Consider the following 13,129-nt stretch of genomic DNA (forward strand, 5'->3'; position numbering starts at 1 on the left):
CCTTTGGCATGAGCGCAGGCGCAGATTTGCTTCGTATTGAAAATCTGCGGGTCTCGTTTTCTCTCATGGGCGGCACCATAGATGCCGTCAGGGGCGCGAGCCTTCGCATTCTTCCGGGAAAAGTCACGGCTCTCGTCGGCGAGTCCGGCTCGGGAAAATCCGTCATCGGCCAGACCATCATGGGCATCCATCCCAAGACGGCGCGCGTGAATGGCCGCGTGCTGTTCACCGATCCGGAAAATGCCGCGGCCGGCCCTGTCGATCTGCTGCAATTGCCGAAGGACGGCCGGGAAATCCGTTCGATACGCGGAAATCGCATCGGCCTGATTTTTCAGGAGCCCATGACCTCCTTTTCGCCGCTGCACACCATCGGCAACCAGATCGACGAGGCGCTCAGGATTCACAGCATCCTGTCACCGGCCGAACGTGCGGAAAAAATGCATGAAACGCTCGACCTCGTGGGGTTTTCCAAACCCAAGAAGGTCGTGAACATGTATCCCTTCGAGCTGTCGGGCGGCATGCGCCAGCGCGCCATGATCGCCATGGCGCTGATCTGTCGCCCCGCACTTCTGATCGCCGACGAGCCGACGACGGCGCTGGATGTGACCATACAGGCGCAAATCCTCAAGCTGCTGCGCGATCTGCAGAGCCGCCTGAACATGAGCATGCTGCTCATCACCCACGATCTCGGCGTGGTGGCCAATATCGCCGACGAGGTCGCCGTGATCTATCAGGGCGAGATCATGGAGGCCGGTACGGTCGACGACATTTTCAAGTCGCCAAGCCACCCCTATCTCAAGGGCCTGATGGCCGCCGTGCCGCATTTCGACATGAAGCCCGGCGAAAGGCTGAAGGCGCTTCGCGAAATCAACATTGACCACGAAAGCCTCGTCGGCAAAAAAAACGCCGCGGTGAACAAGACCCCCGGCCCGCTTCTGACCGTGAACAATATCAGCAAGACCTTCACGACCCGGAAGTCCAGCTGGTTCCGCAAAGGCGATGCCAACGCCACCAAGGCGGTCAATAGCGTCAGTTTTGAAATTCGCCGCGGAGAATGCCTCGGGCTGGTGGGCGAAAGCGGCAGCGGCAAAACCACCGTCAGCAAAATCCTCATGCGCGCCGTTCGCCCGGATGAAGGCTCGGTGACCTTTCACCGGCCTGAGGGCGACATCGACGTCCTCAATGCCAGGGACGGAGACCTGAAAGAGCTGCGGTCGAAGATACAGATGGTCTTCCAGGACCCGATATCGTCTCTGTCTCCACGCATGACCGTGGGCAACATCCTGAGCGAGCCGCTGGAAATCCACGGACGGGGGGATGCGAAATACCGCGCGGAGAAAGTCCGGGGTCTCGTCAGGGCCATCGGCCTGGGCGAAAGCGCGCTGAACCGCTACCCCCATAGTTTCTCCGGCGGCCAGAGGCAACGCATCGGCATTGCCCGCGCCTTGGCACTCGGCCCCGAATTGTTGATCTGCGATGAGCCGGTCTCCGCCCTCGATGTCTCGGTGCAGGCGCAGATCCTCAATCTGCTGAAGGATTTGCAGCAGGATCTCGGGCTGACCTATCTCTTCATTTCGCATAATCTGGCGGTGGTGGACTATATGGCCGACCGCGTGGCCGTGATGTGCGAGGGCCGCATCGTGGAGCTGGCGCCGCGCGAAATCCTGATGCGCTCTCCGGTTCATCCCTATACGAAATCCCTTCTGGCGGCCGTGCCTTTCCCCGATCTCGACCGCCCGCTCGATTTCCGCACCATCGGCAAGATCAGCGCGACGGGCAAATTCGACTGGGGCAAACAGTTCCGCGACGAGGGTGATGGCGACATGATCTCCGCCGATCTCGGCGAAGGCCATTTCGTGCTTGCAAACGGCAATGCCGATATCCGGGAGCTTCGCCCTTGATCACGCGTCGCACCACCCTTGCCCTCTTGGCCTCCGTCTTCCTGCCGGCCTATGCGCGGGCCGCCTATATCGACCCCACCTATTTCAAGGAAAAACGGGAAAAGGGCGAATTGCCCGACGTGGCCGAACGCCTGCCGAAAAACCCGCGCGTCATCGACATGAAAGCGCTTGGCCGTGAGCCGGGAAAACATGGTGGCTCGGTGCGTATGCTCATTGGCGGCCAGCGCGACATTCGCCTGATGCCGATCAGCAGCTATGCCCGCCTTGTCGGTTATGACGAGAAATTCGAGCTTCATCCGGATATTCTCGAAAGCTACGACGTTCAGGAAGAACGCATCTTCACCTTCAAGCTGCGCGAGGGCCACAAATGGTCCGATGGCAGCGACTTTACCTCGGAGGATTTCCGTTATTTCTGGGAGGACGTTGCCCTCAACAGGGAAATCCACAAGGGCGGCCCGCCGATAGAGCTTCTGGTCAACAGCAAGCCGCCGCTTATCGAAGTCATCGACCGGCTGACGGTGCGCTACACGTGGGATGGCCCGAACCCGGATTTTCTGGCGAAGCTGGCGGCGGCCTCACCGGCGCGGCTGTTCCTGCCCGCCGCCTATATGAAACAGTTCCACGTCAAATATCAGACGGCGGAAAAACTCGCCAAGCTGATCAAGAAAAACAAGACGGATGACTGGAGCGGGCTGCATATCAAGATGTCGCGGCAGGTGCGGCCCGAAAATCCCGATCTGCCGACGCTGGATGCCTGGCGCAACACCACCGCGCCGCCGGCCGAACAATTCGTCTTCGAGCGTAACCCCTATTATCACCGGGTCGACGAAAACGGCTTGCAACTGCCATATCTCGATCGTTTCCTGCTCAACGTCACTTCGTCCGACATCATCTCGGCCAAGACGGCGTCCGGCGATAGCGATCTGCAATATTTCGGCCTCGATTTCGCCGATTACACCTTTCTGAAGGATGCCGAAAAGCGCTTTCCCCTGAAGGTGAACCTCTACAAACGCTCTCAGGGTTCGCGCATCGCGCTGCTGCCCAACCTCAACTGTGCCGACGCAGTCTGGCGCAGCGCTTTTCAGGACGTGCGCGTGCGCCGGGCGCTGTCGCTCGCGATAAACCGGCACGAAATCAACATGGTCTGCTTTTACGGGCTGGCAAAGGAAAGCGCCGACACCGTTCTGCCGGAAAGCACGCTTTACCGGCAGGAATTTGCGGACGCCTGGAGCGCTTTCGACCGTGCGGCGGCCAACAGGCTGCTCGATGAAGCCGGTCTCGACAAGCGCGACAATGCCGGCCTTCGGCTCCTGCCGGATGGTCGCCCGGCCTATATCATCGTCGAAACGACAGGCGAAAGCACGCTTGAAACCGACGTGATGGAACTGGTGACGGATCACTGGCGACATATCGGCATTGCCGTTTCCGTCCGCCCCACCCAGCGCGATGTCTTCCGCAAGCGCGCCATGGGCGGCGAGGTGCTGATGTCGGTATGGATGGGCATGGACAACGGTGTGCCGACGCCCGACATGCTGCCATCCGGCCTGGCGCCCACCGGTGACGACCAGCTGCAATGGCCGGTCTGGGGTGTGCATTATCTTTCCGGCGGCCGCGAGGGCAAGGAGCCCGATCTGCCGGAGGCGGCGCATCTGCTCGATCTCCTGAAAAAATGGCGCAGAAGCGTTACCGAACAGGAGCGTGAAGCCATCTGGCTGGAAATGCTGGGTATTTATACGCAGCAGGTGTTTTCCATCGGCATCGTCAACGGCGCGCTGCAACCCGTCGTTCATGTCAAACGCATGCGAAACGTACCGGACAAGGCGCTTTTCGGTTACGAGCCCACATCCTATCTCGGCGTCTATATGCCGGATGCCTTCTGGTACGACGGAGACGCCTGATATGCTGCGGTATATAATCAAGCGCATCCTCGTCATGATCCCGACGCTGATCCTGATCTCGATGCTGGTCTTCACCATCATCGAGCTGCCGCCGGGCGATTATTTCGAAAGCTATGTCGCCGAGCTGCGCGCCATGGGCGAGACGGCAAACCTTGCCGAAATCGAGGAGCTGCGTGTCCGCTACGGTTTCGACCAGCCGGCCCCGATCCGCTATTTCCGCTGGGCGACAGGGATGCTGGTCGGCGATTTCGGTTATTCTTTCGAATATCAGCTGCCGGTCAGCGATGTGGTGGGAGACCGCCTGTGGCTGACGGTGCTCGTGTCGTTCCTTACAATCATCGTAACATGGCTCATTGCCTTTCCGATCGGCATTTACTCGGCCACGCATAAATACAGCTGGGGCGATTACGGGCTCACCTTCCTCGGCCTGCTCGGCATCGCCATTCCCAACTTCATGCTGGCGCTGATCCTGATGTATTTCGCCAATATCTGGTTCGGCATCTCCATCGGCCACCTGATGGACCGGGAATATCTGAACCAGGCGATGAGCTGGGCGAAGTTCAAGTCGATCCTCGAACATATCTGGATTCCCGTCCTCATCATCGGAACGGCGGGCACCGCCGGCATGATCCGCCGTCTGCGCGCCAATCTGCTCGATGAATTGCAGAAACAATATGTGGTCACCGCCCGCGCCAAGGGGCTACACCCCTTCAAGGTGCTCACCAAATATCCGCTGCGCATGGCGCTGAATTTCTTCATCTCGGACATTGGCTCGATCCTGCCGGCCATCATTTCCGGCGCGGAAATCACCGCCGTCGTGCTGTCGCTCGAAACCACCGGTCCCATGCTCATCAGGGCGTTGCAGAGCCAGGATATGTATCTGGCCGGTTCGTTCCTGATGTTCCTCGCATTCCTGACGGTGATCGGCGTTCTGGTGTCGGATATCGCCCTTGCCATACTCGACCCGCGAATCCGCTTCGGAGGTGGTAACGTCAAATGACTTCATCCATTCCGAAACCCGGCGAAGCGCTGCCCCATTACGTCTCGACCGCGCCCTTCGACCCGTCGCTGATCGAACCCAACACGTCAGGAATGGCGGCCTTCAGCAAGGCCTCACAGCTGCGTCTTATGTGGTGGCAGTTCCGTCAGCACAAGATCGCGGTGTGGTCCGGCGCCTTTCTGGTGGTGCTTTATCTTTCGATCCTGATCAGCGAATTCCTCGCCCCCTATAATCTCCACACCCGCAATATCGAGCATATATACGCCCCGCCGCAGGCCATTCACCTCTTCAATGACGGAAAATTTGTCGGCCCCTTCGTTTATGGCCGGGAAATGACACTCGACATGGACAATCTGAGACGGGTCTACCGCGATGTGCCGACGGATATCCAGCCGCTGCGTTTCTTCTGCAAGGGCGATACCTATCGCTTCTGGGGCATGTTCGAGGGCAGAACCCATCTCGTCTGCCCGGCGGAGGGCGGTGAATTGTTCCTGCTCGGCACGGATCGTCTCGGCCGTGACGTGCTGTCCCGCATCATCTATGGCGCGCGCATTTCGCTGACCATCGGCCTTCTCGGCGTCGCCATGAGCTTCGTTCTCGGCATTGTGATCGGCGGTCTGGCGGGTTATCGCGGCGGCACCTTCGATCTGATTGTCCAGCGCATCATCGAGGTGCTGCAATCCATCCCGAGCATTCCGCTCTGGCTGGCGCTTGCGGCGATCATGCCGGTGACCTGGAGCCCCATCCTCGTCTATCTCGGCATCACCATCATTCTCGGCATGCTGGACTGGACGGGCCTTGCGCGCGCCGTGCGCTCAAAACTTCTGGCGCTTCGTGAAGAAGACTATGTTTTGTCTGCACAATTAATGGGTGCCGGAACGCCGCGCATCATCGGCAGACACCTTATTCCCGGCTTCATGTCACACTTGATCGCATCGGCAACGCTGACGATCCCCGGCATGATTCTCGGCGAAACCGCACTGAGCTTCCTCGGCCTCGGTCTCAGACCACCGATCACAAGTTGGGGAATTCTGCTCACGGAGGCGCGCAGCGTCAGCGTCATTGCGCTATATCCATGGCTTCTCATCCCGACGATCCCCGTCGTTCTCGTCATTCTGGCCTTTAATTTCTTCGGCGACGGACTACGTGATGCTGCGGATCCCTTCAGATAAAATGGAACACCCTTTGATAAACTGCCCTTCCGCCATCGCCTTTTTTGTGAAAGGCAAAAAGAGGTGTGGCCCATGACCTCCCGTTTGAACGACGCGCGTATCCTCATGTACAGCCACGATTCCTTCGGGCTCGGGCATCTGCGGCGGTGTCGCACCATCGCGCATGCTCTGGTGGAGGATTATCGCGGCCTCAACGTCCTCATCATTTCAGGCGCGACGATTGCCGGCGCTTTCGATTATCGCGCCCGCGTCGATTTCGTAAAAATCCCGAGCGTCATCAAGCTGCGCAACGGCGAATATACGTCCATGGACAGGCATATCGATCTTCAGGAAACGCTGAAGATGCGCCGCTCCATCATCTACCACACCGCCGAAAGCTTCCAGCCGGATATCTTCATCGTCGACAAGGAGCCCATGGGCCTGCGCGGCGAGGTGGAGGAAACGCTCGCCTATCTCAAGGGACAGGGCACCAAGCTCGTCATCGGCCTGCGCGATGTCATGGATGCACCGCAGCTGCTCGAAGCGGAGTGGAAGCGCAACAATGTCATGACCAAGATCGGCCAGTTCTATGACCACGTCTGGATTTATGGCCCACCCGATTTCCACGATCCGCTGACGGGGCTCGACGTTCCGCATACCGTTCGCGACAAGATGGATTTCGTCGGTTTCCTGCAAAGATCGAAGACGCAGGCCGAAACCGTATCGCATCGGCCGGAAGGCGATTACCTTCTCGTTACCACCGGCGGCGGCGGCGATGGCAGCGAATTGATCGACGACGTCATCAACGCCTATCGCCATGACAGCGAACTGACGCACAAGGCGCTGGTGGTGCTCGGCCCCTATATGCCGGCGGATCAACGCCAGCGCTTCACGAGCAGCGTTGCCGATATTCCGCATATCGAAATCATCGAATTCGACAACCGCATGGAAGACCTCGTCGCCGGCGCGCAGGCCGTCGTCTCCATGGGCGGTTACAACACCGTCTGCGAGATATTGTCCTTCGACAAACCCGCCCTCGTCGTGCCGCGTACGGTGCCGCGCGAAGAGCAGCTTATCCGCGCCAGCCGCGCCTCGGAGCTTGGCCTTTTCGACATGCTTCTGCCGGAAGATGCCGAGAACCCGGCAAAAATGGCGGCTGCTCTGAAAGCGCTGCCGAACCGCGCACCGCCTTCCGTCAATGCGCGCGGACTGAAGCTGGACGGTCTGGAAAACATATCGCGCCGGATAGCCGAATGGCTGCCGTCCGAGGGCGACAAGGCGCCGATCACGCTGACTGCGTGACCGATTCCCCGACAAACACCGCTTCAAAAGAGACACGCGCAACGTGACCGATACAAAAAAAATCGTGGTGCTCCTCAAGGGCTATCCGCGCCTGTCTGAGACTTTCATCGCCCAGGAACTTCTGGGGCTGGAAAAGGCAGGGCTGAAACTCGAACTCATGTCGATGCGCCGGCCCACGGACAAGAAGCGCCACCCCGTTCACGATGAAATTCGCGCACCCGTCACATATCTTCCGGAATATCTGCACGAGGAGCCACTGCGGGTTTTGAAGGCGCTTTGGGCCTGCCGCAGGAAGCCGGGCTTCTCCAAGGCGCTTCGCCGGTTTTTCACCGACCTGCCGCATGATCTCAGCCGCAATCGCTTCCGCCGTTTCGGGCAGGCTGCGGTGCTCGCGCATGAATGGCCGGCGGATGCCGAATGGCTGCATGTCCATTTCATCCACACGCCCGCCTCTGTCGCCGCCTATACCCACCTCATCACCGGCACGCCCTGGACGATTTCGGCCCACGCCAAGGACATCTGGACCTCCAGCGACCGCGACCTTGCCGCCAAGCTGCAAAGCGCCCGCTGGGCCGTGACCTGCACTGCCGGCGGCTTCCAGCATCTGCAGACCCTTTCCGGGTCAAGGCAGAATGTGCATCTGAGCTATCACGGCCTCGATCTCACCCGTTTCCCGCATTTCGAAACGCCACGACCGGCAAGAGACGGTTCAGATGCCGATGATCCGGTCAGGATTTTGAGCGTCGGCCGGGCGGTCAAGAAAAAGGGCATCGATATTCTCCTGCGTGCGCTCGCCTCGCTGCCCCGGGATATCCACTGGCGCTTCACCCATATCGGCGGCGGCGATGAACTGGCCTCCCTGAAGAAACTCGCTGACGAACTCGGCGTTGCCGACAGGATCGTCTGGACCGGCGCCATGGACCAGAAGCAGGTGCTGGAGAACTACCGGGAAGCGGACCTCTTCGCCCTTGCCTGCCGCATCACCAGCGATGGCGACCGCGACGGCCTGCCAAATGTGCTGGTCGAGGCCGCGAGCCAGGCGCTGACCTGCATCTCCACCAATATTTCCGGCATTCCGGAGTTCTTCGTCAGTGGTGAAAACGGCCTGCTGACGGAACCGGAAAATCCGGCCGCCTTCGCAGAGGCCCTGCGCACGGCCATCACCGATCCGCAATTGCGCCAGCGCCTTAGCAGCGCCGCCGAAAACCGTGTGCGCACCGCCTTCGACCATCGCACCAGCATTGTCGAGTTGAAGGCCCTGTTCGAGACCGAGTGGGAAAAAACGCCATGACCGATACGGAAAAACGCCCCTGCGTCTTCTTCTACGTCCAGCACCTTCTTGGCATCGGCCATATCGCCCGCGCCAGCCGCATTGCCAACGCCCTTCAGGCAAACGGTTTCGATGTCGTGCTGGTCACGGGCGGCACGCCGGTTCCGGGCTTTCCGGGCGAGGGCATCCGCCATGTCGAATTGCCGCCCATCGCCGTCAGCGATGGCAGTTTTGCCGGCCTGGTCGACAGTTCCGGCAAACCGGTGGACGACGACTTCAAGAGGCTAAGAACCGATATGCTGATCGGCGCCTATCACGGCGCCAAACCCGATATCGTTATCATCGAGGCGTTCCCCTTCGGCCGCAGGCAGGTGCGTTTCGAATTGTTGCCGCTTCTCGATGAGATAGAAGACAGCGAACCGCGCCCGCTCGTCATGGCGTCGCTGCGCGACATCTTGCAGGAAAAAACCAAACCGGGCCGGGACGAAGAGACCGTGTCACTGGTGAAGAAACATTTCGATGCGGTGCTCGTCCATGGCGATCCGGATTTCGCCCGGCTCGAAGACACGTTTCCCCTCGCAGGCGAAATTAGCCAGCGCATCGTCTATACCGGCCTCGTCGCCCCTCTTCCGCCGGCGGAACCAGCGGAAAAATTTGATATCGTGGTTTCCGCAGGCGGTGGCGCCGTTGGGGCCGCACTCATACGGGCTGCTCTCGAGGCTGCCCCCCTACTAAATGGCAGCAAGAGCTGGTGCCTCGTGACCGGTCCAAACATGCCGCAGGCGGATTTCGATGCGATCTCGGCGCGGGCGGCGGGCAATGTGTCCGTCTTCCGTTTCCGCAAGGATTTCGCAAGTTTGCTCGCCGGCGCACGGCTTTCGATTTCACAGGCCGGTTACAACACCGTCTGCGATATTCTTCAGGCAAAATGCCGCTCGCTTCTGATCCCCTTCGCAGCCGGGGGCGAAACCGAACAGAGCGCCCGCGCCGAACGGCTGGCGCGGCTGGGGCTGGCGCATGTGCTGGAGGAGAAGGATATTTCTGCGCAAGCGATGGCCGATGCCATCAAGGCCGCATTGTCCCTGCCGGCGCCCGGCACGATCACGCTCGATCTCGATGGCGCGACCGGAACGGCTAGAGCGCTGCGCCGTCTTTACGATGAGCGGTGAGGATCGTCTTCAACTCGCGAACCGCCGCCTCATCGGTAACCTTGCGCCCTGCGCCGGTAAAACCGAGCTTCGCCACCCTGCTTTCCGGATCATAGGATGGAACGGCGGAACAGGATGCGTGGATTTCCCTGATCGGAAAGCGATTCAGCAAGGTCTGAACGCTCTGGGGACGCACGCCGGCACCGGGCATGATGACGATCCGGCCTGCCGCCATCTCGGACAGGTGGGCCAAAGCCTCAATCCCTTCGAGCGCCGAACGCGCGCCGCCTGAGGTGAGAATTCTTGGGAACCCCAATGCGATGGCGGCTTCCAGGGCCTCGTCCATATCAGGCACGACATCAAAGGCCCGGTGCAGCGTCACATCCAGCCCGTCGGCATGACTGCGCAGTTCTTCAAGCAAGACAATATCTAGTGAACCATCGCCACGCGATGCGCCGAGCACCACGCCGGAAAGACCGGCGGCACGTGCCGCGTCGATATCGCGTTTCATCACATCCGCTTCGTCGCGCGTGAACACGAAATCACCGGCGCGGGGCCTGATCATGACGCTCACCGGCAACCCGCAGGACGCCGCGCGCTGCATAAAACCCGCCGATGGCGTCACACCGCCGCCCGAAAGCGCCGCACAGAGCTCGATCCGATCGGCCCCGCCGCTGACCGCCGCTTCCAGACCGGCGACATCGTCCACGCAAATTTCGAGAATCATCGTAACCTCTTTCATTTGAGTGGCCGTTACCTGCGGCGGCCCTTTCCATCAAGCGCGTAAAGCATATAAACGCCGCCGAGCCCTACGATCGCTCCCAATATGGAGGTTCCCGAATAGCTGGAGACCAGGGTTCCAACGGCAAAAATCAACGCGCCCAGACCAGCGCCGAGGAAGATGTTGACGGCGATCAGCGAGCTTCCGAGTCCCGGCCGGTCCGCGATCAGTTCCTGCAAGTAGGTAATTGGAATGCTGATGATCGCGGCGGCGCCCAGCGCACTGATGACCGTTTGGGCGTAGATATGCCACGGCGCTGAAGCAAGCCCCTGCAGAATGAGATAGATGGCGTAAAGCCCCGCTCCCGCCGCAAGTGTCAGTGTCTGCGGAACCTTCTTCTCGATCCAGCCCCAAAGGAGAATGAAGACGATTTCCAGCGCAGCGACGATACCCGCAACAATGCCGATATCCGCCACCGTGCCCTTGGCCTGTCCGGTTATGATGAGCGAGCGCACGGAATCGTTGAGATGCAGCATCGAGCAGATGAGCGCGATGGCGATGATCCGGAGCAGCACCCGCCGCGATCCGATTTCCGCAAGCGAGGCGCGCAGGCCAAACCGCGCTTCAGTATTTGCCGAAGCCGGCGTGGCGGCCCGCGGCAGGCAGAAGGCGACGAGCAGAAAGCAGACAAGCGCGCAGATGCCCGAAAACAGGAACGCCATCAGCATATTCCCGGAATTCACCAGAAAAACACCGACAATGCCCGGCACCAGCACCCAGGAAAGCGAGATGGTTGCCCGCATGATCGAATTCACCGCGATCATCTCACCCGTCGAAAGGTTGCGCGCATCGGCGCGCACATGGGCGAAGATCAACGAATTCATCGCTCCGAAAATCGGCAGAAGCACCAGCTTTGCAGCGACGAAGGCGGTGGCGTTGCCGGCCAGATAGACCAGCAGATAACCGCTGACGCCAAAGAGCGCGATATAGAGCATTGGCTTGCGATATTCACCCAGCCTGTCTGCGACAATGCCCATCAAAACGCTGGCGCTGACATTGATGACGGCAGCAAACAGCATCAACAGCGAATAGACGCTGTTGCTCAGTCCTATTTCGCGAATGCCGATGACCGCCTGATAGGGGGCGGTCGCCGCATTCGAGAACCCGAAGAACAGGATGGCGAGCGCCCCGATGCGGATCGACGGATTGTTGATGACGATGGAAAGAGCCGACGGCATGGATATTCGCCTGAGATGATCCGGCACCGCCGGATCGCTGGGTAAAAGCTACCGAACCGCTGTCATCGCCAGCGGGCCGAAAGGATGGGCTGAGGGGTATAATCGAAATGCGGCTTCCATGGGTAAAAATCGCCGTCCCGGCGGCGATTGGGAAGGTTTTCGATATCCTGATTGATGACCCCTTCCGTCAGCGCCATGAGGTTAGGATTGGCTATAGGCGCAAGCTCCGGTGAGAGATAACCGGACTTGACGACCAGCAGCCGCACCTCCTTTGGATTAAAGCCGAGACGGGTGAAATCGGAAATCATGTGATAGGGCCTGCGCCGCGCCGCCAGAATGACCGTGATGCCGCCGATGGCGACCACCGCCTGCCGCTGGTCAGCAGCACCGGGATCGTCCAGTTTCACAACACGGGCCTCGACGGTCACGGACGGGCTCTGCGGATCGAGACTGCCGCCGATTTTCAGGGAAAGCGCAGCACCTTCGCCGGCCGCAAAACAGGCTTCGACCGCCGGCCTGTCGGTGATGCCGCCCAGCAACGCGCCCTGCCAGTTGCGCGCAATCAGCGCAGCCAGAACATCGGCGCGATCGCCAACCCCACCGCCGGTCGGGTTATCGCCGGAGTCGGCCAAGATGATCGGCCGCGTTGCCGTGTTTTCGGCGATATCCAGAATGGCCTCGAGCGGCTCTGTCACGGGGCCGAAACGAAAATCCTGCCGGGCATTCCAGTAGGATTGCGCGATCTCGGTCGCAACCGCCTGTGCGGCCGCTTTGTCCGTTCCCGTCACCACGGCGCAGGCCGTCGCCCGGGGTTCGTCCGCCCAGACGTAGCCGATCATGAAATTCGCATCCCAAATGCCTGGCCGCGCATCGTGATCCGGCAGAACCGCATAAAGGCTTTTAGTGGGTTCGTCTTCCGTGGAGGTCTTCTCCCCCGGCAGCAGAACCGGAATTTTCGCCCAGGCGACGCCGGGCTTTTCGCCCGTCTTCAGGGCCTTCAGCAGCATCGTCCACGCCCGCACCATCGTCTCGCGCACATCGATATGCGGCGCAGTTCGATAGCCGGCAAATATGTCGAGCTGATCGATGATCGTCTGGCTGACATTGCCATGCAAGTCATAGCTCGCAGAGACCACGACATCCGGCCCGACGACAGCGCGGGCGCTTGAAATCCAGTCACCTTCCGCATCGTCCATGCCTTCGACATTCATCGCGCCGTGCATGGCGAGATAAAGCCCGTCCAGCGGCAGGCAGGCCTTAAGGCGTTCGAGAAACTCCGCCTTGAACGCCTCATAGGCCACGCACGAAACCGGTCCGCCCGGCACCGCCCGCGCATGCAGAAGCGGCAGCACCTCCGCCCCGCCTTCACCGAGGAAATTGAAATACTCGGCCTCCAGCAGTTCCGCGCCGCGAAAGACGCGAAAATCCTGCTCGCCCATCAGCACCGGCGAATAGGTGCTGCACTCGGTATGAATTCCACCCACGGCAATACGCATGTCG

Annotated in this window: 10 protein-coding genes; 7 read left to right on the plus strand and 3 right to left on the minus strand. The window is 60.3% G+C overall.

Features of this window, described 5'->3' with window-relative positions; all coding sequences use genetic code 11:
- Positions 1–8: 8 nt before the first annotated feature.
- The 7 genes from PIB16_RS09425 (at position 9) to PIB16_RS09455 (ending at position 9,691) form a co-directional block, all read left to right on the plus strand.
- Positions 9–1,901, plus strand: coding sequence for an ABC transporter ATP-binding protein (locus PIB16_RS09425; RefSeq protein ID WP_080856804.1), 1,893 nt, complete (start codon positions 9–11; stop codon positions 1,899–1,901).
- Positions 1,898–3,799 (plus strand): ABC transporter substrate-binding protein, encoded by a 1,902-nt coding sequence (locus PIB16_RS09430; RefSeq protein ID WP_271045510.1) that lies wholly within the window; start codon positions 1,898–1,900, stop codon positions 3,797–3,799. The genes PIB16_RS09425 and PIB16_RS09430 overlap by 4 nt, the downstream gene beginning before the upstream one ends.
- A 1-nt stretch (position 3,800) precedes the next feature.
- A complete protein-coding gene (locus tag PIB16_RS09435; protein ID WP_080856806.1) occupies positions 3,801–4,799 on the plus strand; it encodes an ABC transporter permease in 999 nt (332 codons plus the stop codon).
- Positions 4,796–5,971: an ABC transporter permease gene (locus PIB16_RS09440; protein WP_065656984.1), complete on the plus strand. Its 1,176-nt coding sequence runs from the start codon at positions 4,796–4,798 to the stop codon at positions 5,969–5,971. The genes PIB16_RS09435 and PIB16_RS09440 overlap by 4 nt, the downstream gene beginning before the upstream one ends.
- A 72-nt stretch (positions 5,972–6,043) precedes the next feature.
- Positions 6,044–7,252 (plus strand): glycosyltransferase family protein, encoded by a 1,209-nt coding sequence (locus PIB16_RS09445; RefSeq protein ID WP_271045511.1) that lies wholly within the window; start codon positions 6,044–6,046, stop codon positions 7,250–7,252.
- 43 nt (positions 7,253–7,295) lie between these two features.
- Positions 7,296–8,543 carry a glycosyltransferase gene (locus PIB16_RS09450; RefSeq protein ID WP_271045512.1) on the plus strand — a complete coding sequence of 416 codons (1,248 nt, stop codon included), beginning with the start codon at positions 7,296–7,298 and terminating at the stop codon, positions 8,541–8,543.
- Positions 8,540–9,691 (plus strand): glycosyltransferase family protein, encoded by a 1,152-nt coding sequence (locus PIB16_RS09455; protein ID WP_271045513.1) that lies wholly within the window; start codon positions 8,540–8,542, stop codon positions 9,689–9,691. The genes PIB16_RS09450 and PIB16_RS09455 overlap by 4 nt, the downstream gene beginning before the upstream one ends.
- Here PIB16_RS09455 and PIB16_RS09460 read toward each other — a convergent pair.
- The 3 genes from PIB16_RS09460 to PIB16_RS09470 form a co-directional block, all read right to left on the minus strand.
- Positions 9,657–10,397: a copper homeostasis protein CutC gene (locus PIB16_RS09460; protein ID WP_271045514.1), complete on the minus strand. Its 741-nt coding sequence runs from the start codon at positions 10,395–10,397 to the stop codon at positions 9,657–9,659. The two genes, PIB16_RS09455 and PIB16_RS09460, sit on opposite strands and share 35 nt — an antisense overlap.
- Before the next feature lie 26 nt (positions 10,398–10,423).
- Entirely contained in the window at positions 10,424–11,629 is a 1,206-nt protein-coding gene (locus tag PIB16_RS09465; RefSeq protein ID WP_020808536.1) for an MFS transporter, read from the minus strand.
- A 62-nt stretch (positions 11,630–11,691) separates the two neighbouring features.
- Complete coding sequence (locus tag PIB16_RS09470) at positions 11,692–13,125, minus strand: M81 family metallopeptidase (protein ID WP_271045515.1); 1,434 nt, start codon at positions 13,123–13,125, stop codon at positions 11,692–11,694.
- Positions 13,126–13,129: the final 4 nt, after the last annotated feature.

This window comes from Agrobacterium sp. ST15.13.015, from assembly GCF_027871645.1.
In the GTDB taxonomy this organism is placed as follows: Bacteria; Pseudomonadota; Alphaproteobacteria; order Rhizobiales; family Rhizobiaceae; genus Agrobacterium; species Agrobacterium leguminum.